The sequence below is a fragment of the Embleya sp. L77 genome (assembly GCF_055557415.1).
This window is the reverse complement of sequence record NZ_CM145709.1, coordinates 6,677,920-6,702,001: the sequence shown is the minus strand read 5'-3', so window position 1 is coordinate 6,702,001 and position 24,082 is coordinate 6,677,920. Positions and strand designations below refer to the sequence as shown.

At 73.3% G+C, this 24,082-nt stretch carries 21 protein-coding genes; 9 read left to right on the top strand and 12 right to left on the bottom strand.

What is annotated here, in order from left to right; translation table 11 throughout:
* Positions 1–46: 46 nt before the first annotated feature.
* Positions 47–2,329 (top strand): excinuclease ABC subunit UvrA, encoded by a 2,283-nt coding sequence (locus ACZOOI_RS28545; RefSeq protein ID WP_465278524.1) that lies wholly within the window; start codon positions 47–49, stop codon positions 2,327–2,329.
* 115 nt (positions 2,330–2,444) lie between these two features.
* Positions 2,445–4,421, top strand: coding sequence for a hypothetical protein (locus ACZOOI_RS28540; protein WP_465278523.1), 1,977 nt, complete (start codon positions 2,445–2,447; stop codon positions 4,419–4,421).
* 68 nt (positions 4,422–4,489) lie between these two features.
* Here ACZOOI_RS28540 and ACZOOI_RS28535 read toward each other — a convergent pair whose 3' ends face one another.
* Both ACZOOI_RS28535 and ACZOOI_RS28530 read right to left on the bottom strand, forming a co-directional pair.
* Positions 4,490–5,284: an ABC transporter permease gene (locus ACZOOI_RS28535; RefSeq protein WP_465278522.1), complete on the bottom strand. Its 795-nt coding sequence runs from the start codon at positions 5,282–5,284 to the stop codon at positions 4,490–4,492.
* On the bottom strand, positions 5,281–6,300 hold the full coding sequence (locus tag ACZOOI_RS28530) for an ATP-binding cassette domain-containing protein (protein WP_465278521.1): 1,020 nt from the start codon (positions 6,298–6,300) through the stop codon (positions 5,281–5,283). Before ACZOOI_RS28530 ends, ACZOOI_RS28535 begins: the two co-directional genes overlap by 4 nt.
* A 219-nt stretch (positions 6,301–6,519) precedes the next feature.
* Between ACZOOI_RS28530 and ACZOOI_RS28525 the strand changes: the two genes are divergently transcribed.
* The 5 genes from ACZOOI_RS28525 (at position 6,520) to ACZOOI_RS28505 (ending at position 12,214) form a co-directional block, all read left to right on the top strand.
* Complete coding sequence (locus ACZOOI_RS28525) at positions 6,520–7,317, top strand: TetR/AcrR family transcriptional regulator (protein WP_465278520.1); 798 nt, start codon at positions 6,520–6,522, stop codon at positions 7,315–7,317.
* 134 nt (positions 7,318–7,451) lie between these two features.
* Complete coding sequence (locus tag ACZOOI_RS28520) at positions 7,452–10,112, top strand: DEAD/DEAH box helicase (protein ID WP_465278519.1); 2,661 nt, start codon at positions 7,452–7,454, stop codon at positions 10,110–10,112.
* Complete coding sequence (locus tag ACZOOI_RS28515; RefSeq protein WP_465278518.1) at positions 10,109–10,942, top strand: SWIM zinc finger family protein; 834 nt, start codon at positions 10,109–10,111, stop codon at positions 10,940–10,942. Before ACZOOI_RS28520 ends, ACZOOI_RS28515 begins: the two co-directional genes overlap by 4 nt.
* A 127-nt stretch (positions 10,943–11,069) precedes the next feature.
* Complete coding sequence (locus tag ACZOOI_RS28510) at positions 11,070–11,774, top strand: HAD family hydrolase (RefSeq protein ID WP_465278517.1); 705 nt, start codon at positions 11,070–11,072, stop codon at positions 11,772–11,774.
* Positions 11,774–12,214: an NUDIX domain-containing protein gene (locus tag ACZOOI_RS28505; protein ID WP_465278516.1), complete on the top strand. Its 441-nt coding sequence runs from the start codon at positions 11,774–11,776 to the stop codon at positions 12,212–12,214. The genes ACZOOI_RS28510 and ACZOOI_RS28505 overlap by 1 nt, the downstream gene beginning before the upstream one ends.
* Before the next feature lie 70 nt (positions 12,215–12,284).
* Here ACZOOI_RS28505 and ACZOOI_RS28500 read toward each other — a convergent pair whose 3' ends face one another.
* Entirely contained in the window at positions 12,285–13,211 is a 927-nt protein-coding gene (locus tag ACZOOI_RS28500) for a galactosyltransferase-related protein (protein ID WP_465278515.1), read from the bottom strand.
* A gap of 376 nt (positions 13,212–13,587) precedes the next feature.
* The gene (locus tag ACZOOI_RS28495; RefSeq protein ID WP_465278514.1) at positions 13,588–14,166 is read right to left on the bottom strand and encodes a TetR/AcrR family transcriptional regulator; all 579 of its coding nucleotides are present in this window, start codon (positions 14,164–14,166) and stop codon (positions 13,588–13,590) included.
* Positions 14,167–14,320: 154 nt separating this feature from the next.
* On the opposite strand from ACZOOI_RS28495, the gene ACZOOI_RS28490 reads away from it, so the two are divergent.
* Positions 14,321–15,217, top strand: coding sequence for an SCO6745 family protein (locus ACZOOI_RS28490; RefSeq protein ID WP_465278513.1), 897 nt, complete (start codon positions 14,321–14,323; stop codon positions 15,215–15,217).
* 71 nt (positions 15,218–15,288) lie between these two features.
* Here ACZOOI_RS28490 and ACZOOI_RS28485 read toward each other — a convergent pair whose 3' ends face one another.
* Together ACZOOI_RS28485 and ACZOOI_RS28480 are read right to left on the bottom strand one after the other, a co-directional pair.
* Positions 15,289–15,840, bottom strand: a complete 552-nt coding sequence (locus ACZOOI_RS28485; protein ID WP_465278512.1) for an urease subunit beta — start codon at positions 15,838–15,840, stop codon at positions 15,289–15,291.
* 13 nt (positions 15,841–15,853) lie between these two features.
* Positions 15,854–16,633 (bottom strand): sirohydrochlorin chelatase, encoded by a 780-nt coding sequence (locus tag ACZOOI_RS28480; RefSeq protein WP_465278511.1) that lies wholly within the window; start codon positions 16,631–16,633, stop codon positions 15,854–15,856.
* Positions 16,634–17,094: 461 nt separating this feature from the next.
* On the opposite strand from ACZOOI_RS28480, the gene ACZOOI_RS28475 reads away from it, so the two are divergent.
* A complete protein-coding gene (locus ACZOOI_RS28475; RefSeq protein WP_465278510.1) occupies positions 17,095–17,526 on the top strand; it encodes a type II toxin-antitoxin system PemK/MazF family toxin in 432 nt (143 codons plus the stop codon).
* A 54-nt stretch (positions 17,527–17,580) separates the two neighbouring features.
* On the opposite strand, the gene ACZOOI_RS28470 is transcribed toward ACZOOI_RS28475, so the two are convergent.
* Genes ACZOOI_RS28470 through ACZOOI_RS28445 form a run of 6 tightly spaced genes read right to left on the bottom strand, consistent with a single transcriptional unit; the run spans position 17,581 to position 24,045 of the window.
* Positions 17,581–17,931, bottom strand: coding sequence for a cation:proton antiporter (locus ACZOOI_RS28470; protein WP_465278509.1), 351 nt, complete (start codon positions 17,929–17,931; stop codon positions 17,581–17,583).
* A gap of 1 nt (position 17,932) precedes the next feature.
* Positions 17,933–18,196 carry a monovalent cation/H+ antiporter complex subunit F gene (locus ACZOOI_RS28465; protein ID WP_391582252.1) on the bottom strand — a complete coding sequence of 88 codons (264 nt, stop codon included), beginning with the start codon at positions 18,194–18,196 and terminating at the stop codon, positions 17,933–17,935.
* Positions 18,193–18,756: a Na+/H+ antiporter subunit E gene (locus ACZOOI_RS28460; RefSeq protein WP_465278508.1), complete on the bottom strand. Its 564-nt coding sequence runs from the start codon at positions 18,754–18,756 to the stop codon at positions 18,193–18,195. The genes ACZOOI_RS28465 and ACZOOI_RS28460 overlap by 4 nt, the downstream gene beginning before the upstream one ends.
* Positions 18,753–20,324 carry a Na+/H+ antiporter subunit D gene (locus ACZOOI_RS28455; protein WP_465278507.1) on the bottom strand — a complete coding sequence of 524 codons (1,572 nt, stop codon included), beginning with the start codon at positions 20,322–20,324 and terminating at the stop codon, positions 18,753–18,755. The genes ACZOOI_RS28460 and ACZOOI_RS28455 overlap by 4 nt, the downstream gene beginning before the upstream one ends.
* A complete protein-coding gene (locus tag ACZOOI_RS28450; RefSeq protein WP_465278506.1) occupies positions 20,321–21,109 on the bottom strand; it encodes a Na(+)/H(+) antiporter subunit C in 789 nt (262 codons plus the stop codon). Before ACZOOI_RS28450 ends, ACZOOI_RS28455 begins: the two co-directional genes overlap by 4 nt.
* Positions 21,106–24,045, bottom strand: a complete 2,940-nt coding sequence (locus ACZOOI_RS28445) for a Na+/H+ antiporter subunit A (RefSeq protein WP_465278505.1) — start codon at positions 24,043–24,045, stop codon at positions 21,106–21,108. The genes ACZOOI_RS28450 and ACZOOI_RS28445 overlap by 4 nt, the downstream gene beginning before the upstream one ends.
* Between the last annotated feature and the right edge of the window lie 37 nt (positions 24,046–24,082).

Genomic DNA, 24,082 nt, shown 5'->3' with positions numbered 1-24,082 from the left:
AAATCCTTGACAGCATGTGTCAGGGATCCTTTCGTACCTTGCCGACATGAACTACGACAGCATCGTGATCACCGGCGCCCGGGAGCACAACCTCAAGGGTGTGTCGCTGCGCATCCCCAAGAACCGGATCGTCGTGTTCACCGGCGTCTCCGGTTCGGGCAAGTCGTCCATCGTGTTCGACACCATCGCGGTCGAGTCGCAGCGGCAACTCGCCGAGACGTTCACGGCGTTCGTCCGCAACCGACTGCCCAAGCACGAGCGGCCCGAGGCGGACTCGATCGAGCACCTGTCGACGGCGATCATCGTCGACCAGCGCCCGGTGGGCGGCAACTCGCGGTCGACGGTGGGCACGATGACCGACATCCACCCGCTGCTGCGCGTGTTGTTCTCCCGGCACGGCACACCGTCGGCGGGACCCTCCAACCACTACTCGTTCAACGACCCCAACGGCATGTGTCCGACCTGCGAGGGCCTCGGGCGCACCGTGCGGCTGAACCTGGACGCGTTGATCGACCCGAGCCGGAGCATCCGCGACGGCGCGATCCGGCACCCGGGGTTCGCCGTCGGCGGTTGGCAGTGGCAGCTGTACGCGAACCACGACCTCTACCCCACCGACGTCCCGGTGCGCGAGTTCAGCGACGAGCAGTGGCGGCTGTTCCTGCGCGGCACGGGTGCCAAGGTGGAGATCGTCAACAACAACGGCCGGCACCGGATCGACTACGAGGGGCTCGTCGACCGGTTCAACCGGCTCTACCTCAACCGGGACACCTCCGCGCTGGCCGAGAAGAGCCGCGAGACGATCGCCCGGTTCGTCACCGAAGGCGAGTGCCCGGACTGCGCGGGGGCCCGGCTGAACGAGGCGGCGCGATCATCGTTGATCGAGGGGCGCTCGTTGTCGGACTACGCGGCGATGGAGATCGGCGATCTGGTCGAGGTGCTCACCGGGTTGGCCGACCCGGTCGCCCGCCGGGTGGCCCGGCCCGCGGCGGTCGCGCTGGAACGGATCGTCGCGATCGGGCTCGGCTACCTGCACCTGGATCGGCCCACCTCGACGGTGTCCGGCGGCGAGGGGCAGCGGCTGAAGATGGTGCGCTACCTCGGATCGAGCCTGACCGGGATGACCTACATCTTCGACGAGCCGAGCGTGGGCCTGCACCCGCGCGACGTGGTCCGACTCAACGACCTGCTCACCCGGTTGCGGGACAAGGGCAACACCGTGCTGGTGGTCGAGCACGACCCGGACGTGATCGCGATCGCCGACCACATCGTGGACGTCGGGCCCGGGGCGGGCATCCACGGCGGCACCGTCACGTTCGAGGGCAGTTTCGCCGAACTGCGCCTGTCGGACTCGCCGACCGGGCACGCGCTGCGCCGGCTCACCGCGCTCAAGCCGAGCTTTCGCCGGCCCACCGGCGCGCTGGAGATTCGCGGCGCGAACCAGCACAACCTGCGGAACCTGGACGTGGACATCCCCACCGGCGTGCTCACCGTGGTCACCGGGGTGGCGGGCTCGGGCAAGAGCACGCTGATCTCGGACGTACTGGTCGCGGCGCACCCGGATGCGGTGGTGGTCGACCAGTCGGGCGTGGGCATCTCCGCACGCTCGACGCCGGCGAGCTACGTCGGTGTGGCCGATCCGCTGCGCAGGCTGTTCGCGAAGGCCAACGGCGTGGATCCGGGGCTGTTCACGTTCAACTCGCTGGGCGGCTGCCCGGAGTGTCAAGGCCGTGGCGTGATCCGGACCGACATGGCCTTCATGGACCCGGTCACCACCCGCTGCGAGGCGTGCGAGGGACGGCGGTTCCGGGACGAGGTCTTGGCGTACCGGCTGCGCGGCAAGTCGATCGTGGACGTGCTGGCGCTGACCGCCGAGGAGGCGGTGGGCTACCTCACCGAGCCGGCGCTGCGTACCCGGGTGCGGTCGCTGGTCTCGGTCGGCCTCGGCTACCTGACCCTGGGACAACCGCTGAGCTCGCTCTCCGGCGGCGAGTTGCAGCGGCTCAAGCTCGCGAGCGAACTGCACAAGACGGGCAGTCTGTACGTGCTCGACGAGCCGACCACGGGCCTGCACATGTCCGACGTGGAAACCCTGATCGGGTTGCTGGACCGGCTCGTGGACGCGGGCAACACGGTCGTGGTGGTGGAGCACAACCTGGACGTGGTCAAGCGCGCCGACCATGTGCTCGACCTGGGCCCGGGCGGCGGCAAGCACGGCGGCCTGGTCGTCTTCGAGGGCACGCCGGCCGAACTGGTCAAGGCGGAGGACTCGGCGACCGCCGAATTCCTGCGGGCTGCGTTGGCCTCGGCGGAACAGGCCCGGGCGAGCTGACCCGCGCCCGCGCCCGCTGATCCTGCCCCGCGGTCGGCTCGCGGCCCCGGCGAACCCGGTGCCGGCCGCGGGGGGCGGGGTGGGGCGCGTCGGCGGGGCGCGGTAGGGATGTGGCATGGCACCTACGACGGTTGGTCCCTGGGATCAGTGGCTCTCCCCGGCTATGTCGGGTCTGGTCACCGGTCTGGGGATGTGGAATTGGAATGCGTTGGCCTCCCTCGAACGGGTCGGTGGCTACCTCGCCGGCACGTGGGATCCGCCGGCCGGGGAGGACGGGCCGGGGATCGTCGGCGACGGGTCCTGGCCGCCGCTGATCGGCCGGATGGGGGCGGTCGCGCTGCGCGCGGCGGCGCCGGGGACCAGGGTCGAGCACCGCGAGGCGCTGTTGGCGTTCCTGGAGATCTGGGCGGCCACGCCGATGGCCGACCCCTCGGCCCGGTTGCGTACCGGGGTCGCCCGGGCCGACGCCGAGGCCGTGCGGGACGAGCGTGGGGCCACCGTCGCGACCACCTGGCCGAGTGAGGGACGGTGCGGAGTCGTGCAGGTGCGTACCGGGGACGCCGATCCGCCCGAGTTCGGTGCGCCGACCGACTGGGTCGAGGCCGCCCACGGCTGGGGCGACGCGGGTCAACTGCGCCGGCTGGTCGCGCTGGTGCGCGAGCGTGGGCCGATGGCCTGGGATCCGGCGGCGGTGCGACTGCTGGGTGCGGAGACGGGGGTCTCCCGGGCTGCGGCGACGCTGTTGGTGATCGGGGACGCGGGTGGGATTCGTACGCTGCCGCCGCTGGATCCCGAGCAGCGCGCGGTGCTGGGGCTGAGTACGGCCGAAGCGGACGCCGGTTACGACGAGTTGGGCCGGTTGACCGAGCTCGACCGGCTGGAGTTGTTCGCTCACGTCCTGCCCGAGGACCCGGTCGAGTTGTGGGAGCCGGCCGGCCCGGGTGCGCTCGCGGCCCGGATCGCCGCCGCCTGGCAGACCCGGTTCGGACGCGCGCAGCCGGTACCGGAGGCGACCCTCGCCGTGCTCGCCGAGCACACCGGACTCACCGTGCACACCCCCGCCGCGCACGTCTGTGCGGCCTTCATGGCCCCCGAGACGCATCCCCTGACCGGTCGGGATCACGATCCGTGGCTGGCGGAGGGGGTCGGTGGGACGTACTGCACCAGCGAGGAGCAGGGCGTGCGCTGGTTCCAGGAGTTCCTGAAGGCACTCACCGACGCACTGCCGATCGTCTACGCCGAACTGCCCGCCGGGGATCCGGTACGCGCCGGGCTGCCCGCCACGGTGGCCGCGCTGCGCGCTCGGCTCGATCATCCGGGTCTGCTGTTGGACGCCGGGTACACCGCGCGCTACCACGAGTCGGCCGATCGATTGCGCGAGTTGTTCGGCGACCGCCCCTATGTCGGTCCGATCCCGCTGAAGGCCGCGAGCTTCGACGACGGTCTGAGCATCGCGACCCTCGCCGAGCCGAGCGAAGGATGCCCCAACCCCTTCGTGCGCACGTACTTCCGGCCGGCCCGGTACGGCGACGACGAGCGTTCCGCGCTGCTGCGGCGGGTCGCCTCCGGTGGCGCACCCGTGCGTGACGCCGTCGACATGCTGCGCGGGGACTGGTGCTCGCGGGTCGTGGAACGGGTGGCCGGCGACACGCTGCCGGTCGGCGGATACGAGGCCAATCCGGCGCTGAGCGCGCCGGAGACCGTCGCGCGGGTCGAGAAGGCGCTCGGAGTGGACGCCGATGCGGCCGCGCTGTACCTGCAACTGCTCGCGATCGAGCGCCCGAGCGATCGTCGGGTCCGGCTGTGGAACGGCTGGAATGCCGCTCGGCACCGGGAGGCCGCGGCGGCGCTGGTGGCGGCCGGCGTGGTGGTCGCGGACAAGCGGGCCCGCGCCGGCCGTGGAGTCTTCCTGCCGGGCGACTGGGCCAAGGCACGCAAGCCGCTGTGGCCGATCGAGGTGTGGAAGGCGAATCTGCTGGGAGTGCGGCGGATCGGCGACCGGGTCTGGGAGGAGCAGGTCTGGCGGCTGACCCTGCCGGAAATGTTCGCGCACGCCTGGGATCTGGTCGAGCGCGGGGAGGGGCCCGGCTGATCCCGCGCCGGTGCCCGCGTGGTCCGGCCGCTCGCGGGTTCGCGAGCGGCCGGACCACGATGGGGCGGTCAGCGACCGAGTCCGCGATAGCGCCGCACCGACAGCGGCGCGAAGATCGCGATCAGCACGAGCGGCCAGACGAAGGACATCACGATCGTGTGGTCGGCGACCCACGAGCCGCCGGCCCAGCCGGGGTTGCCGAACAATTCGCGGCCGGCGCCCGCGCTCGCGGACAGCGGGTTCCACTCGGCGATCGTGCCGAGCAGGCCCGGCATCGTGTCGGGCGAGACGAACACATTGGACAGGAACCCCAGCGGCCAGACCAGGATCTGCAGGACCGCGACCGACTCGGGCCCCTTGGCACGCAGCGCCAGGTAGATGCCCATCCACAACACCGCCAGCCGCAGCACCAGCAACATCGCGACGGCGAGCGCCGCCCGCGCCGGCCCCTCGTGCCATCGCCAGCCCACCGCGAGCCCGCAGCAGATCAGCACGAACAACCCGACCGCGGCGTGCAGCATGTCGGCGAGCACCCGGCCGCCGACCACGGCCGAGTGCGACATCGGCATCGACCGGAACCGGTCGGTGACCCCGCGCGCCGCGTCGCCGGCGACCGCCGTGAAGGTGGATTCGATCCCGAAGACCATGGTCATCGCGAACATGCCGGGCATCAGGAACTCGCGGTAGTCACCGCCGCCCGGCACGTCCATCCCGCCACCGAACAGGTAGCCGAACATCAGCACCATCAACACCGGGAACAGCAGCCCGACCAGCACCGGCGCGGGCTGCCTTGCCCAGTGCGCGAAGGTGCGGCGGGTCAGCGTCCAGGTGTCCGGCAGGGCCCGGCGCAGCGCGGTACTCATGCCGCCACCTCGCTCGCGTCGCCCGTGCCGGCTCCGCGGGTACGGCGCGATCCGCCCGCGTCGTCGACCGGTTCCCCGTCCCGGCGCACGCCGGTGATGGTCAGGAAGACCTCGTCGAGGGTGGGTCGGCGCAGCACGATGTCCTCGGCCTCGATCCCGGCGTCGTGCAGCGCGCGCACCGTCGCGGTGAGCGCGCCCACCCGGTCGGTGATCGGGATGCCGACGCGGCGCTCGTCGTGGCGGACCTCCGGGTTGCCGTTGCCGATCCGGGCCAGGATCGCGGCCGCGGCGGTCAGGTCGAGCGGTTCGCGGACCACCACGTCGATCCGGTCGCCGCCGAGTCGGGACTTGAGCTCGGCGGGTGTGCCCCGGGCGATCACCCGGCCGTGGTCGACCACCGAGATCGTGTCCGCGAGCCGGTCCGCCTCCTCCAGGTACTGCGTGGTCAGCAGCACGGTCGTACCGCCCGCCACCAGCGCGCGCACCGCGTCCCACACCTCGGTACGGCCACGCGGGTCGAGGCCGGTGGTCGGCTCGTCCAGGAACAACACCTCGGGTGCCTGGATCAGCGACGCGGCCAGGTCCAGCCGGCGCCGCATCCCGCCCGAGTAGGTGGTCACCGCCCGTTCGGCGACGTCGGTCAGCGCGAACCGCTCCAGCAGTTCTCCCGCCCGGGCCCGGGCCGCGCGGGCACCCAGGTGGTACAGCCGGCCGAACATCTCCAGGTTCTGCCGCCCGCCGAGCACCTCGTCCAGTGCGGCGTACTGGCCGAGCAGCCCGATCCGCGTGCGCACCCGCGCCGCGTCGCGCACCACGTCGAACCCGGCCACCTCGGCCCGCCCGCCGTCCGGACCCAGCAGTGTGGTCAGGATCCGCACCGCCGTGGTCTTGCCCGCGCCGTTGGGCCCGAGCAATCCGTGCACCGTCCCGGCCGGGACCTCCAGATCGAAACCGTCCAGCGCCCGTGTGGCGCCGTGCACCTTGGTCACGCCTTCGGCGGAGATCGCCAGTGGCATGTACACCCCTTTGCGTATCGCTGTTCGCGGCCCGATGGAACCACGCAAAATTCGCTCGCACGCTGACTCTGTACGACGTACGGAGTGGATCCGTACGCCGTACCGTACGTGATACGGAGTCTCTCGGCAAGCGTGTTCCCCCATCGCCTCGGCGGCCTTGTCGATCAACTTCGGATGTCGTACCGTACGCAATACGGAGTTCTCGGAGAGGGTACGCACGTGGCACGAGAGAAGAGCAGGCGCGCGGATCCCGCGCGTACCCTCGCCTTGTTGTGGCGCACCGGCGAGGCACCCACCCGCGGCCCCAAGCAGGGGCTGACCGTGGACCGCATCGTGCACGCGGCGATCGAGATCGCCGATGCCGACGGGCTCGCCGCGCTGTCCATGCGCGCGGTCGCCGAGCGGCTCGGGGTCGGCACCATGTCGCTGTACACCTACGTGCCGGGCAAGGCCGAACTGCTGCACGTCATGTTCGACACCGTGCTGGGCGAGAACGAACTGCCCGACACATCCGGGCTCGGCTGGCGCACGGCGCTGGAGCGGCACGCGCGCGCCGACCACGCGCTCGCCCAGCGGCATCCGTGGGTGGTGCAACTGTGGGGCCCCGGCCTGCTGTTGATGGGCCCGCGGATCACCGCCCGGGCCGAGTCGGCGCTGCGCACCATCGCCGACCTCGGACTGACCGAGGCGGAGATGGCGCACATCGTCGGACTCGTCGACGCCTACGTCCGAGGCATCGCCCAACTCGCCGTCGACGTCAACCAGGACGCGGTGAGCAGCGGCGAGGGCTACGAGGACTGGTGGGCGGAGAGCACGCCGTACCTGGAGCGACTCATCCAACCCGCCCGCTTCCCCACCCTCACCCGGGTCTGGGCCGCCGGCACCTACGAGGAGGCCCCCGACGCGGGCTTCGAGTTCGGCCTGCGCCTGGTCCTGGACGGCATCGAGACCCTGATCCGCTCGCGGCGCCCGGCAGAACCGGTCGCCACGACGGACTCCCCCGCACCGCAGGAGTAGCGAACATCGGTACCCGCAGCACGCACGTTCCGACCGACCTGATCCGGCACGCCGCCACCTTCGCGCCGGCCGACCCGCCCCGCGCCGGCACCGTCGCCTTCTGGCCGCACCCGACCGGCACCGACACCGTCACCGTGCTCGACGCCGACGGCAGCGAGCACACCCATCCCGCCGTCCTGGTGCCGGTCGCCGACGCGGTCCGGCTGCTCTCCCGGGCCCGCCGGTCCGCCGACGCCCACCCTGCTGCCGCGTTCTGGGGCGCGGCCACCGTACTCGCCCTGCAACTGGTGGCCCGCGGCCGGATGTTGCCCGGGCTCTCCCCCGGCGACCACGACGCGTGGCGGGCCGGGCCGCTGGACGCCGCCGACGTGGAGCGGGTGCGCGCGCTCGCCGACGCGATGCCGGGCGAGGCACGGGCGATACCCACCCCGAGCGGCGCACTGCTCCCGGAGGCCGCGCCGCTGATCCGGGCCTTCCTGGACGCGGTCGCCGACACCATGCCGCGCACCGCCGCCGCGCCGCCCACCGGTCCCGCCCCGCGTGCCGGCGCCGGCACGGCGTTCGCCGGCACCGACGCGCACCGGCTGCCCGAGTTGCGCTCGTGGTCGGACCGGGTCGCCGCCGGGATCGACACCGGCGTTCGGATCTCGCTGCGGCTGGAGACCCACGACATCGAGCACGCGCCGTTCCGGGCGACCGTCCAGGTCCACTCGCTCGCCGACCCGACCGCGGTGATCGACGCGGACACCCTGTGGACCGGCACCGACCCGCGATTCGGCGAACGGGCCCGACTGGACGTGCTGCTCGCGCTACGCCGGGCCGCCCGGGTGTGGCCCGCGCTGGAGCCGCTGCTGAACGCCGGCGTGCCGGACCGGGTGGTGGTCGGCGACGACGATCTCGGTGCGATGCTCGGCGCCGCCACCGCGCGCCTGGCCGCGGCCGGGGTCGAGGTGCACTGGCCGCGCGACCTGGTGCGCGACCTCACCGCCAAGGCCGTGGTCGGCGTGCACGACCGCGAGCCCGGCGACCTGCGCGCCTTCCTCGGCGGCGACACCCCGCTCGGCTTCGACTGGCAACTCGCCCTGGGCGACCACCCGTTGACCGCCGCCGAAATGCACGCGCTGGCCGAATCGCACCGGCCCGTGGTGCGGCTGCGCGACCGATGGGTACTGGTCGACCCGGCCCTGATCGCCAAGGCCCGCAACCGCTCGATCAAGCCGCTCACCCCGATCGAGGCGCTCACGGCGGCCCTGACCGGCGGCATCGAGGTGGCCGGCAAGCGGATCGAGGTGGGCACCTCGGCCTGGCTGGACGACCTGCGCGAGCGGCTCGCCGATCCGGACGGCGGTGCCGAGCCGATCGCCGCGCCGGACGCGCTCGCCGCGACCCTGCGCGACTACCAACTGCGCGGCCTGCGCTGGCTGGACCGGATGACCTCGCTGGGCCTGGGCGGGTGCCTGGCCGACGACATGGGCCTGGGCAAGACCGTCACCCTGATCGCGCTGCACCTGCACCGCCGGGCCGCCTTGCCGGACGGTGCCGACCCGGCGCCGACCCTGGTGGTGTGCCCGGCGTCGCTGCTGGGCAACTGGGAGCGGGAGATCGAGCGCTTCGCACCGGGCACGCCGGTGCGCCGCTTCCACGGCAGTGCGCGCACCCTCGACGACCTCGCCGACGGCTTCGTGCTCACCACCTACGGCACGATGCGCCTGGACCGGGCCCGGCTGGCCGAGGTGCCGTGGGGCCTGGTGGTCGCGGACGAGGCGCAGCACGTCAAGAACCACACCTCGGGCACCGCCAAGGCGCTGCGCACGATTCCCGCGCAGGCCAGGATCGCGCTCACCGGCACCCCGGTGGAGAACCGGCTGTCCGAGCTGTGGGCGATCCTCGACTGGACCACCCCCGGCCTGCTCGGCGGCCTCGCCGCGTTCCGCCGCCGCTGGGTCAAGCCGGTCGAGGCCGACCGGGACGGGCCCACGGCGGAGCGGCTGGGCCGGCTGATCGCGCCGTTCCTGCTGCGCCGACGCAAGTCCGACCCGGGCATCGCGCCGGAACTGCCCGCCAAGACCGAGACCGACCAGCCCGTGTCGCTCACCCGCGAGCAGGCCGGCCTGTACGAGGCGGCGGTGCGCGAGGCGATGGCCGAACTGCGGGACAGCAAGGGCATGGCCCGGCGCGGGCAGATCGTCGGCCTGCTCACCGGGCTCAAGCAGATCTGCAACCACCCGGCGCAATACCTCAAGGAGAGCGAGCCCCGCCTCGACGGTCGCTCCGGCAAGCTCGAACTGCTCGACGAGTTGCTCGACACGATCCTCGCCGAGGACGGCTCGGTCCTGGTCTTCACCCAGTACGTCACGATGGCCCGGCTGCTGGCCAGGCACCTCGACGCCCGCGGCATCGGCAACCAACTCCTGCACGGCGGCACCGCGCCGGCCCGCCGCGACGCGCTGGTCGCGCGTTTCCAGGACGGCGCCGTACCGGTGTTCCTGCTCTCGCTCAAGGCGGCCGGCACCGGGCTCAACCTCACCCGTGCCGACCATGTCGTGCACTACGACCGCTGGTGGAACCCGGCCGTCGAGGAACAGGCCACCGATCGTGCGTACCGGATCGGCCAGACCCGGCCGGTCCAGGTGCACCGGTTCATCGCCGAGGGCACCATCGAGGACCGGATCGCCGCGATGCTGCGCGACAAGCGTGCGCTGGCCGACTCGGTGCTCACCGGCGGCGAGGCCGCGCTGACCGAACTCTCCGACACCGAACTGGCGAACCTGGTCGAGCTGAGGAGCACCCGATGACCGCGGAACCGGCCCGCGCCTTCCCCGCGTTCGCCCCGCGCGCCACACGCGGCGCCCGGGGACGGACCTGGTGGGGCCGCGCCTGGACCGATGCCCTGGAGGAGTCCGCACTCTCCGGCGAACCGCTGCGCAAGGGCCGCGCGTACGCCGGCTCCGGCCGGGTCGGCCCGATCACCGTGGGCCCGGGCCGGATCGCCGCATCCGTGTACGACGCGGACGGGTCGCAGTACGAGACGGTGGTGCGCATCGAGCGGCTCACCGATGCGCAGTGGGATCGCTTCCTGGACCAGGTGGCCGCCAAGTCCGGGCACCTGGCCGCGCTGCTGGACCGGGACATGCCGCAGGAACTGGTGACGGCGGCCGAGGACGCGGACGTCGGCCTGCTTCCGGGCATCGGCGACCTGGACCCGGACTGCGACTGCCCCGACTGGGAGTTGCCCTGCCGGCATGCCGCCGCGCTGTGCTACCAGGCGGCCTGGCTGCTGGACGCGGACCCGTTCGTGTTGTTGCTGGTCCGCGGGCGGGACGAACGCAAGGTCCTGGACGGCCTGCGCGAGCGGGACCCGAGCAGCCGGGCACCCGGGTCGCCGGCCGGCGCGCCCGGAGCCGGAGGCGGGGTCGCCGCCCGGGAGGCGTACCGTGCGGCCGATCCACTGCCCGCCGACCCGCCTCCGGTGTCGGACGCCGTCCCGGCGGTGGCGATCACGCCTCCGCCCGGGATCCCGGCGGGCACGCTGGAGTCGCTCGTCGCCGAGGCCGCGCGGCGCGCCCGCGAGTTGCTCGACGAGACCCACCCCAGGAGCCCGGCAGGAAGCCCGAGCGGCGGATGAGGAAAGGGCCCGGCCCCGTGCCGCCGGCATGCCGCGGCCTCGATCGGAAAATCCGATGAGCCGGGCCGGCGGCCCGTCCTAGGATGAACGGCCCATGGTCGCCGAGCGGACAGAGACGAAACCACCCATGCACACGCCGACGGGCCTCCCGCGTCAGGTCCTGATCTTCGACGCCGACGACACGCTGTGGGAGAACAACATCCTGTTCGAGCGGGTCATCGACGACTGGCTCGACTGGCTCGACCACCCCACGCTGAATCGGACCGAGATCCGGGCGATGCTGAACGACATCGAGGCCGCGAACGCGATCACGCACGGGTACGGCAGCAAGATGTTCCTGCGCAGTCTGGGCGAGGCGCTGGAGCGGCTGCACGCGCGGCCGGCCACCGAGGCGGAGCTGCGGCACATCGAGCAGCTCGCGGTCGCGCTACTGGAGAACCGGGTGGAACTGGTGCCCGGCGTCGTCGAGACGCTCACCACGCTCGGCGCGCGCCACGACCTGATGCTGCTCACCAAGGGCGACACCGAGGAGCAGCAGCGCAAGATCGACGCGTCCGCGCTGGCCCCCCACTTCCGCAGCGTGCACATCGTGCCGGAGAAGGGCGTCGACGCCTATCTCGAGCTCACCCGCACCCACGGGCTGGTGCCGGAGACGACCTGGATGATCGGGAACTCCCCCAAGTCGGACATCCTGCCGGCGCGCGGCGCGGGGCTGGGTGCGGTGTTCATCCCGAACGCGCACACGTGGGTCCTGGAGCAGAGCGAGTTGGACCCGCACGACGATCGGGTACTGACGCTGACCGCGTTCCCCGAACTGCTGAAGCACTTCTGATGGCGACGAACCGGCCGACGGCCCCGTCGGTGTCCTGCGTGTTCGTCTGCCACGACGGGGCCGGACGGGTGTTGTTGGCGCGCCGGGCGGCGGCGGCCCGGGACGAGGCCGGCACGTGGGACACCGGTGCGGGGGCATTGGAGTGGGGCGAGACGTTCGAGCGTGCGGTGGTCCGCGAGGTGCGCGAGGAGTACGCGACCGAGGCGTTGTCGATCGAGACCCTCGGGGTGCGCAACGTGCTGCGCGGGGACCCGGTCCGGTCGCACTGGGTCGCGGTGGTGTTCGCGGTCCGGGTCGATCCGGATCGGGTCGCCATCGGCGAGCCGCACAAGTTCGACGCGCTGGAGTGGTTCGCGCCCGACGCGCCGCCGACCCCGCTGCACTCCCAGTGCGCCGCGGGCCTCGCACTGTTTCGGGAGTGGCTCGTTCGGGCCCGGTAGCCGGGTCGGGTCGGCGCCGGTCGCGCCCTCGCGGTGACCCGATCCCGGCCCGGTGGGCGGCGCCCGGGGTTCAATGGCCGTGGGGCGTGCCGCCCGGGTCGGCGTGCGCCGCCAGGTCCTGTTCGATCATCGCGTCCGGGCCCGCCCCGATCCGGGTGGCCAACAGGCGTTCGTTGGCCGCCTGTTGCTCGGTGCCGTCGTACGGTGTGCGGTGCTCGAAGTGCAGGCAGCTCCAGGATCGGTCGAGTTGCCGGCCGCGGCGCAACCGGGTACGCGCGGCGACCTTCGCGAGCAGGTCGTCGTCCTCGCCGCCCCAGCCCAGATAGCCCGGGCAGTACCCGCCCACGCGGTCGAAGGTACGACGGTCCACCAGCATCGCCCCCCACTGGTACGGGGCGCGCCACACCCGGCTGCGGGGTCCGTACGGCGCTCGCGCCCGAGGCGGCGGCAACACGCGCGGGGTGGCCGACGCGCCCTCCGGCGCCCCGGGCGGCGGCGGATCCCAGACCATGTGCTCGTCCGGGAACCCGCGCAGCACGCCGTCCGCGTCCTCCCGCACGAAGCAGAACGGGTCCTCGCCCACCGGAACCAGGTCCACCGCGCTCCACCCGGTCGGCAGCCCCGCGGCGCCAACGAGCCGGTACATCCACGGCTGGGCCAGGGCTCCGCCGTCCGCCAGATCCAGCGCGCGGGCCACGAAGTCGCGCCCGAGCGGCGCCACATCGGCATCGGTCAGATACAGCACCGGCGCCCTGGCCCGTTCCGCCGCCGCGTTGCGCAGCAGCCCGGCGCCCAGGCTCGTGCCCGGGGCCCGGATCACCCGCACCCGGCGGCGCTCGTCCAGGTCCGGCGGTACCACCGGCGCCGGTTCGTCGGCCGTCGCCAGCACGACCTCGCAGCACACGCTCTGCGCCAGCCACGCCGCCGCGACCGAGGCGAACACCCCGCGCGCCTCGTGATCGCCGTAGAGGGGCACCACCACGCTCACTTCCGGCATCCCCGGTCTCCCGTCACCCGGTCGCACGGCACCTCCCCGGGCCCAAGGCGCACACCGAGGGTGCGCACATCGGCAGCGGCTCGGCCTCGGTCGACACCACGTCTGCGGCGGTTCGCGTGTGCGAGGTGCCCGGTCACGAACCCCACCTTCCACCGGATCGCGGCGTCGAGGCACGGGAGGCCCCGGCTCGTCGCGAGACGCGGATCCCCACGGGCTCGGCCGGGTCGGGCTCGACCCGACTGTCAGGTGTACCCGGACCGCGTCATCACGGTCAAGAGTCCTTCAGTCACCCATGGTGCACAACGATGCCCGGAATCCATCGTTCCGGGCGGATCGGGCGGCCCCGCGGGCCGAACGGTGCGAGCGGCGCCGTGCGTCACCCCGTCACGGGCCCGGCGAACAACATGCCGGCCAGCGCCCGGAAGGTGTCGGCCGGATCGCCGGCCTCGGGGATCCCACCGGACAGGCGCAGGGTGGCGTAGCCGTGCGCGAGCGACCACGCGGCGAGCACCGCCCGGTCCATGTCGCCCCGGCGCTCGGCCGGCACCCCCGCGACGCCGCCGCGCAGCAACGCACCGGCCCGGGCCCGTTGGCGCAGCAGTTCCGGGTCCGTGCCGTCGACCACATGCGGGCGGTTCATCACCTCGAAGTGCGCGGGATGCGCGAGCGCGAAGCGCACGTACCGCACGCCGAGTTCGCGCAGTGTCTCCGAGCCGCCGGGGGCGACCTCGGCGAGCGCGTCGGCGAGCAGCCCGTAGCCCTCGGCGGCGATCGCGGTGAGCAGTCCGGTCCTGTCGCCGAAGTGGTGTGCGGGGGCCGCGTGCGAGACGCCCGCGCGGCGGGCCAGGTCGCGCAGGCTGATCGCGCCTATCCCGTCCGAGGCCACCACGTCCAAGGCGGCGGTGAGCACGGCGCGGCGCAGGTCGCCGTGGTGATAGGGGCGTCCGGTGGTCATGGGTCGATGCTACCCGGGATCTAGGCATTGACAAGTTTGCGGTGGGCGAGCAATCTTGCCAGTGACAAGTTCGACGCCGGGTTCGGCGACACGACCGCGGCCGAGCGGTCCCGGCACGACCGGGGCCAACCGCCCGGAGGGAAGAGGACACGCCATGAGCGCGACGAACGAGACCCCGAACGCCGGACTGGTGCGCCGGATGTGGCAGACCCTGGAGCCGCTGCACGCGCTGAACTACTACTCGCCGGAGATGTTCAAGGAGGCCGCGGCGCTCGGCTATTCGGTGGACGAACGATGGCCCGCGTACTTCGCGATGCGCGCCGCGGCGCTCGGTGCGGCCTCCGCCGAGTTGGTCACCTCGACCTTCTACAGCTTCAGCCCGGCGATGGTCGCCCGATACGTGCCGCAGGTGTGGGCGATCGCCGACCCCGACGCCGTGCTCGCGGCCCGGCTGCGCGCGGCCGACGCCACGCTGCGCTCGGCGCTCGGCGAGCGGGTCCATGCGCCGGAGATCGCCGAGGCCGCGGCGCTGACCCGCCGGGTGGCCGAGGCCGCCGACACCGTCGGTCGCCCGCTGGCCGCCGCGCACGCCGCACTCCCCTGGGCCGACGAGCCGCACCTGGTGTTGTGGCAGGCGATCACCCGGTTGCGCGAACACCGCGGCGACGGCCACATCGCGGCCCTGCTGACGCACCGCCTGGACGGCGTCGAGGCACTGGTCTCGCACAGCGCCGCCGGTGCGGCCCCGGCCGAGGTGTTCGCAAGCCGGCAGTGGAGCGCCGACGAGTGGGACGCGGCACGCGAGCGCCTGGTCACCCGAGGCTGGCTGAACGCCGACGGCACCGCCACCGAGGCGGGCCGGACCGGCCGCGACTCCGTCGAGGCACTCACCGACGAACTCGCCGCCGGGCCGTGGGAGTGCATCGGCGCCGCCGAGGCGGCCCGACTCGCCGACCTGATCCTGCCCGCCGTGATGGACACGATCGGCACCGGCCTCCTGCCGATGCAGTCCACGCTCGGGATCGGCATGACGTACCCGCACCAGGGCTGATCGCGGGCCCGCGCGCTCCCCGCGCCCGGCCGCGGCGTCGCGGCGGCCGGGCGCGGAAGCCGGAATCCCGCTCAGCGCGGACCCTTTCGCGCGGCGCCGGGCACGGATCCGGGCTTGGTCGGCGGCCTGGTACCCGGCTTGCCGCGGATCGGGCGGCCGGCGGGCCGGCCCGCCCGTCCGGCCGGGGGCTGTGCGGCGCCGGCGGCGGGCTCCGGGGCAACCGCGTCGGTTCGTCCGGCCCGCGCATGCGCCTCCCGGAGACCGTGTTCGATCGCGCCCAGCGTCGCCGCCAGCCGGGCCGGCTGCGCGCCGGCCGCGCCGCGCGGCAGGTCGGTGCAGCCGACCAGGCGCCCCGAGCCCGCGAACGGGCGCAGTTCCACGTTCCGGCTGCCGCCCGGCTCGAACCGGATCGAGGTACCCGCCGCGATGTTGGGCCGTATCCCGAAGGTCGCCGCCCGGTCGAAGACGAGCGTCGGGTCGACCTCGAAGAAGTGGAAGTGCGACCCGACCCGGATCACCCGGTCGCCGGTGTTGCGCACCGGGACGGTCAGCGTGCGGCGATCCGCCGCCGACTCGGCCGGGTGGTCGCGGTAGAGGTACCGCTGTGGTTGGGCCGTGACCATGGGCTGGACCCTCCTAGGCAACGGGAAACACGGACGCGGGCACGAACTCGCGGCCGTGGGTCGGAACGGCCGGCCGACCACGGTCGAGGTGTGGCCCGTCCGGGACGGTGGCCGACGGCGCCTGCGCCCCGACCGCCGCGAGGCCGTCGTCGCCGTGCACCCGCAGCCGCTCGACGGCCGAGCCGACCCGGGCCGCCAGCACCCCGGCCGCCACCGGCCTCGACAACAGCGGGGCCACGCCGGGCACGGCCGGCAGCACGAAGGACGCGGGCAGCGCGACGGTCCGAGCCGCGCCCAGCACACGGCAACGCTCCAAGGCCCGGCCCAGATCCGGATCGCCGCCGATCAGGGCCACCTCGACGATCCGGTGCGGGCCGTGCTGCCACACCAGGCGGGCGATCCGGTACAGCTCCGCGTCCTCGTGCGCGTCCCCGGCCGGGGCCGCCACCAGCAGCGCGGCCCGCTCCGGCACCCGCGCCGCGGCGGCGCGCAGCCATCCGGTGAGCTGCTCCGTGCCGGCGAACGGCCGACTCAGCAGCACCCGGGCCCGGTCCGCCGCCGGCAGCGCGAGCAGCGTGCGTGCGGCGTCCGCGGCCAGTCCCGGGTCCCGGCCCACCGTTATCGGCACCACGCACACCCGATCCGCGCCGGCCCGCAACACCGCGCCCACCGCCCGATGCAGCTGCCGGCCGCACGCCGCCGAAGTCACCTCGGGTCCGAACAACCCCGGCAGCGCCGCGCCGTTCGCGCTCTCGTGCCCGCCGACCACCACCACCGCCACCCGCTTCGACACGACTCAGCCGCCGATCGGGTCGGCACCGGACGCCGACCCCGGGCCGGCCGGCAACGACGCGGCGCACTCGTCGATCTCGCAGGGTTCCGCATTCATCGTGGATTCCTTTCTGCGGCGGGTACGACCGAGGGCCCGCCTCGGCCCGAGGCGTGCGCCGGCCCCCGACGGCCGGGCGCCGGCCCGACCGACCGGCGTGCGGGCGCGCCGAGTCACGGGCCGCGGACCCGGCTGCTCCGCGGACCCGGGACGAACGCGCGGGCCCCGGCCGGCCCCTCGGTCGACGGTTGTCTCGTCCCGGGTATCCGCCGGACCGACCCGCCAACCTCACGCAACGGAGTGAAATACGACCGGCGGCGCGACCGGAAACGTCCACCGGTTCTCGGCGCCCGGCAGCGGCCGGCGGGACCGGCGGGGGGGCGGTGGCCTCCCGGCGTCGGGCACCGATCGGGTAGACAGGCGTCATGAAGTTCCTCGTCCCGGCCCTCGTGGTCGTCCTCGTCGTGGCCGCCCTCGGGTGGTTCCTCAGCCGCCGCCGCACGCGCACCGCGCCGCCGCCGGTGCCGTCCGGCCGCTCGGCCCGTCCGGCTCCCGGTCAGATCTGGTGGGCCTCGGTGCCCTTCGACGAGGGCGACGAGGCCAAGGACCGCCCGTGCCTGGTGGTCCGGGTGGGTCCGCGCGGCGCCGAGGTGCTCAAGATCACCAGCCGGGACCAGAGCACCCGGGACCGCTACGTACGACTGCCCACCAAGACCTGGGATCCCGGTGCGGGCCACCGCAGTTGGCTGGAGACCCGACCGCTGCGCACGATCGACCACGACGCCTTCCGCCGTCCCGCCGGCGTGTGCGATCGACGCGTGTGGTCCCGGATCAGTCGTGTCCATCGCGTGCGCTGACCGACCCCGCGACCGCCGCGTCCGCCGATCTGCACCACGCCCGCCGGCCGGCTCTCAGGGCTTCGGGTCGGCCCCGTCCGCGAGTTCGTCGACGGCCAGATCCCCGGTCGGCAGGTGCGGCAGCCGATAGACCGCGTGTCCCACCAGGTGGGTCGCCACCGGGACCGTGGTCAGTTGGAAGAACGCCACCATCACCAGCATCCCGATGTCGATCCCGCTGCGCAGCCGCAGCCCTAGGCCGAGCGTGACCAGCAGCAGGCCCAGGACCTGCGGCTTGGCCACGGTGTGCATCCGCGACAGCGTGTCCGGGAAGCGCAACAGCCCCACGCCCGCGACGAACGCGAGCACACAACCCGTGAGCAGGCACACCGCGGACGCGCCGTCGGCGAACTCACCGGCCCGCACGTCAGTCGCCCTCGCGCGCCGAGAAGCGCACGATCGACACCGACCCCAGGAAGCCGACCAGGGCCAGCGCCAGCAACACCGGGACGGTCGTGGTGTGCCGGTTCAAGGTGGCCTCCGCCGCGATCGCGGCCAACATCACCGCGAGCAGCATGTCCACCGCGACCGCTCGGTCCAGGGTCGAGGGCCCGCGCACGAGCCGGATCAGGGCGAGCACCGCGGCCGCCCCGAGCAGCACGATCACGGCGCCGCCGACGAGCGGATTCATGCACCACCTCCGGGAGTTCCGGTCGAAACGGCACGCTCCTCGCGGGTACCGAACGCGGCCACCACACGAGTCTCCAGACGCACCACCGCCCGCCGGGCCGCCTCCACCGAGGCAGGTGTCTCGGCGCCCAGGGCGTGGATGAACAACATGGTGGGCCGGCCCCGACGAATCTCGATCACGATGCTGCCGGGCAGCACGTTCAGCGCGAGCACGGTCAGCGTGAGCAGCAGGTCCGAACGCGTGGCCGACTCGACCCCCAGCACCGAACTGCGCGGCAACCGCCCCGGCCACAGCGCCTGCCAGGCCACCCGCAGCGAGGACAGCACCAGATCGAGCGCGAACCGGGCCAGGAATCGGGCCAGTCCCCACGGCCGGAACGCCAACCGGTCGTGCGCCGGCGGCAGCGGCAGCAGTACCAGCACCGACACCGCGACCACGAGCCCGGTGAGCACGTTGGCAACCGTCAGGGTGCCCCACAGTGCGACCCATACCACGACCAGCCACCCCACCGGCAGCGGCGAGATGCGCCGGATGCGAATCCGGTTCCGGCGGGCGGTCACCGACCCGCTCCTCGGGCGAACCCGCCGAACAGCGGCACGGCCTCGATATAGGCGACCCGCCCCACCAGTTCGACACCGATGCGATCGGTCAGCGCGACGAGCGGGCCGGCCAGCACGGTGAACGCCACCCCCACCGCGACCAGGGCACAGGTCGCCAGCGTCATCGCGCGCGGCAGCACACTGGCGGTGGCCGCCACGTCGCGCCCGCTCAGACTCGCGCCGAAGGAGTACGCGGTCGCCCCCGAGGTGTCCGCCGGGCCGCCGAACACCTGCCCCCACACCCGGGCCATCGCGTACAGCGTCAACAGGCTGGTGCCCACGGCCGCACCGATCAGCACGTAGGCCGCCGCCGAGCCGGTCTCCGCGCCCGCCTGCAGCAGCAGCCACTTGCCCAGGAATCCGGACAGCGGCGGAATCCCGCCCAGGTTCATCGCGGGCACGAAGAACAACACCGCCAGCGCCGGCGACATCCACGCCAGCCCGCCCAGCCGGCCCAGGTCGGTGCTTCCGCCCCGCCGCTCGATCAGCCCGGCGACCAGGAACAACGAGGTCTGCACGGTGATGTGGTGCACCGCGTAGAACACCGCGCCGGCCAGGCCCGCCGCGCTCGCGAGCGCGATCCCGAAGACCATGTAGCCGATGTGGCTCACCAGCGTGAACGACAACAGCCGGTTCAGGTCGCTCTGCACGATCGCGCCCAGGATGCCGACGATCATCGTCGCCGCGGCCACCACGAGCAGCAGATCGCCCAGCCGCCCGTCCGGGAACAGCAGCGTCTGCACCCGGATGATCGCGTACACGCCGACCTTGGTGAGCAGTCCGGCGAACACCGCGGTCACCGGTGCGGGCGCGGTCGGGTACGAGTCGGGCAACCACGCAGACAGCGGGAACACCGCCGCCTTGACCCCGAATCCGATCAGCAACATCGATTCCAGGACCACCTGCACACCGGGATCCACCTCGGGCAGCCGCACCGCGAGCTGGGCCAGATTGACCGTGCCGGTCGCCGCGTACACCATCGCGATCGCGGACAGGAACACCACCGAGGAGAGCAGGCCGACCACCACGTAGCCGGCGCCCGCCCGCACCCGGGCGGCGGTGCCGCCGACGGTCAGCAGCACGTAACTGGCCGCGAGCAGCACCTCGAAGCCGACGTACAGGTTGAACAGGTCGCCCGCCAGGAACGCGTTCGCCACTCCCGCGACCAGGATCAGATAGGTGGGGTGGAACACCGACAGCGGCGTGGCCTCGTCCTCGTCCGCCCGGCCCTGGCCGATCGAATAGACCAGCACGCCCAGGGTGACCGCACAGGAGACCACCAGCATCAGCGCCGACAACCGGTCCGCCACCAGCACGATCCCGGTCGGCGCCGGCCACCCCGCCAACCGGGCCACCACCGGGCCGTCCCGATCGGCCGCCACCAGGAGTGCGATCGCCACACCGAGCACGGCGGTCAGCACACCGACGCTGATCAGCCGCTGACCGCGCGGCAATCGACCGCCGATGGCCAACTTGAGCCCGGCGCCGAACAACGGCAGCAGGACCGGGAGCGGCACCAGGTGGTTCATCGAATAGGCCCGTTCCGACCTCGCTCGGGACCGACGGGATCGCCGACGCCGCGCGGAAACTCGGTGTCGGGCACGGCATCCACCACGCTGTCCGCCCGGGCGACGGCCGCCCGCTCGGCCCGCGCCTGCCGGTTCAACTCGCGCCGCGCCCGCCGGAAACGGGCCCGCAGCTCGGCCTGTTGGATGCGGTGCTCGGACTTGATCCCGCGCAGCCGCAGCCGCAGTTCCTCGCGTCGCTCGCGCGCGATCCGCTGCGCCTCCGGTTGACCGCCGTGCCCGCTCGGATCCACGCCCAGCCGCCGGCACTCGGCGGCGTAATTCGCCCGGGCCTCGGCCCCCAGCCGCCGCACCACCGCCCGGCGCTCGGCGGTCTGCCTGCGCAACTCGCGGCGCAGTCGCCGGTGTTCGGCGCGCAGATCGCCGCGCTCGGCGCGGCGCACCACGCGCAGGTCCTCGGTGTCGTCCTGGATCTCGTCGGATCCGGTCAGTTCCCAGTGCCGATGCACCATCGACAATACGAACGCGGTCACCGCGAGCGTGATCACGATCGCGGTCAACACCATCGCCTGCGGCAGCGGGTCGTTCATCGCGGCCGGCAGCGTCACCCCGAGCACCGGGGCGCCGCCCGCACGACCACCCCCTGCGAGCACGATCAGGTTGGCGCCGTTGCCGATCAGCACCACCCCGAGGAGCACCCGGGTCAGGCTGCGTTCGAGCACCAGGTAAACCCCGACGCCCACGAGCACGGCGGCGGTCAGTACCAGGATCATCGTTGGGCTCTTCATACGATCACCGTCCGTTCGGCGTCCCGGTCCCGGGTCTGTTCGATGCGTCGGTCCAACTCCGCGCCCAGCGCGCCGAGCACGTCCTGCACGAGGCCGACCACGAGCAGGTAGACGCCGATGTCGAAGAACACCGACGTCGCGATGTGCACGTCGCCGAAGGGCGGCAGCGTGCCGTCGATCACCGTGCTGCGCAGCGCCGCACCGCCCGCGATCAGGCCGACCAGGGCGGTGCCCGCGCTGATCACCAGCCCGGCGCCGAGCAGCCGCCCGGCGGGCAGCGGTGCGGCTGCGGCCAGTTCGTACCGCCCGCCCGCGAGATAGCGCACCAGCAGCGCGAGCCCGGCGGTGATGCCGCCCGCGAAGCCGCCGCCCGGGGTGGAGTGGCCGCTGAAGAGGAAGTACAGCGACAACACCAGCACGGTCGGGAACGCGACACGCGCGACCACCTCGAAGAGCACCGTGCGCCGTTCGGGGGCGAGCGTGTCGGCGGCGGTCAGCCAGGGGCCGTGCGCCGGGGCCGAGGTGGCCTCGCCGGGGGTGTGGGCGCTGCTTCCGGCGGGGCCCGGCTCCCGGGCTGTGTCGTCGGTGCTGCCGGTGTCTCTCTCGCTGTCGCCGGCCGGTGCCGCCGGGTCCGGGGCGCGGTCGCCCAGTCGGGGCAGTCCGCGGTCGCGGCGGACGAAGATCAGGCTGGTCACGCCGATCGCGGCGACGGCCAGGACGGCGATCTCGCCCATCGTGTCCCACGCGCGGATGTCCACCAGCAGCACGCTCACGATCTCCTTGCCGCCCGCCTCCTTCGCCGCGGCGGCGAAGGCCTGGGACACCGGCGGCCGGGTCCGCGCGGCGAACGCGGAGACGGCGACGCCCGCGAGTACCACCCCGGTGAGCACGCCCAGGGCGATGTGCACGACCCGGCGGCCGGGCCGGGTGGTGTGCGCGAACCGGCGCGGGAGTCGGCGCAGCACCAGCAGGAACACCACCACGCTGACCGTCTCGACCAGGCCCTGGGTGAGCGCGAGATCGGGAGCGCCCTGGAGCACGAACAGCGTTGCGCAGCCGTAGCCGGTGACCCCGACCAGGAGCACCGCGGGCAACCTGTCCCGGGTGCCGGCGGCGATCAACGCGGTGCCGATCACGAGCCCGCCGACCACCACCTGGGCGGCCGAGTCCGACCAGCGCGGCGAGTGCGGGAACGGCAGCGGGAGGTTGCCCAGGGCGGTCGCGGCGGTGATCGCGATCAGGCTGAGCAGGATCACCCCGACGTAGACCGGCATCGAGCCGCGCTGGGTGGTGCCGGTCAGTTGCAGCGCTCCCCGGTCCACGCCGCGCACGAGCGCGTCGTACAGGCGCGAGGGTTCGATCCGGGCGGTGGCCGATTGCAGGCGCAGCACCGGCTCGCGGGCCAGGAACAACACGATGCCCGCGCAGATCGCGGCGCCGGACAGGTTCAGCGCGACGCCCGGGCCGTGCCACAGCGCCAGGTGATCGGCGGACCCGGTGGGCGGGAACAGGTCGGCGTACGAGGAGATCCAGTGGTCCAGCGACCCCGCGGCGAGGCCGAGTGCGAGGCAGCCCGCGCCGAGCAGGACGGCGGGGCCGAGCAGCAGTCCGCTCGGCGGCTCGCACGGGGTGGCGGGTACGTCGGGTTTGCGAGCGAAGGCGCCCCAGACGAAGCGCAGGCTGTACCCGGCGGTCAGCGCCGACCCGGCGACCAGCATGCCGAGCACCACGGTGTCGGTGCGGCCCCGGTGCAGGAACGCCTCGTAGACCGCCTCCTTGGCGACGAATCCGGCCGTCGGCGGCAGTCCGGCCATGGACAGCGCGGCCACCACCGCGACCGCGCACGTGATCGGCATGGTCCGGGCCAGGCCGGAGAGCCGGCGCAGGTCCCGCGTGCCGGCCGCGTGGTCGATGATGCCGACGACCAGGAACAGGGTGGCCTTGAACAGGGCGTGGGCGACCAACATCGCGATGCCGGCGAGCGCCGCGTCCCGGTTGCCCGCGCCGGTGACCACGATCAGCAGGCCGAGTTGGCTGACCGTGCCGTAGGCGAGCACCCGCTTGAGGTCGTCCTCGCGCAGCGCCCGCCAACCGGCCAGGAGCAGAGTGGCGCAACCGGTGATCAGCACGATCGGTCGCCACGGCGCGAGTTCGGCGAAGCCGGGGGCCAGTCGGGCGACCAGGTACACGCCGGCCTTGACCATCGCGGCGGCGTGCAGGTAGGCGCTGACCGGGGTGGGCGCCGCCATCGCGGCGGGCAGCCAGGAGCCGAACGGCACGATCGCCGACTTGGACAGCGCGCCGACCAGGATCAGCACGGTCGCGGTGGTCACGACGGTGCCGCCGGGCGGGGCGGCGAGGATCTCGGAGAGGCGGTAGGTGCCTGCCGTCTCGCCGAGCAGGATCAGTCCGACCAGCATCGCCAGGCCACCGAAGGTGGTCATGGTCAGCGCCTGCATCGCGGCCCGGCGTGGGCCGCGGTGTTCGCTGCGATGGGCGATCAGCAGGTAGGAGAAGACCGTGGTCAGTTCCCAGAACACGTACAGCAGGATCAGGTCGTCGGTGGTGACCAGGCCGATCATCGCCCCGGCGAACGCGACCAGGACGCCGGCGAACGCCCCGAGACCGGGCTCGTCGGCGGCGAAGTAGCGCGCGCAGTAGACCAGGACCAGGACCCCCACGCCCGCCGCGAGGAACACCATCAGCAGCGCGAGCGCGTCGCAGCGAAACGCCAGCGAGACACCGTACCGGGGAATCCACTCGCGCGATTCGACCGCGGCCCGTCCGTCGAACACGGCCCCGGCCTGGGCCAACGCCCACCCCGTGGTCGCCACCGGAAGCGCGGCAAGCACGAGGAAGGCATCCCGCCCGAGCCGCCGAACCAACCACGGGGCGACCGCCGCGACCACGAAGTACGAGGCCACCGAGAAGATCATGACGTCAAGATATGGGGCAATTCGCCCAAATCATCTG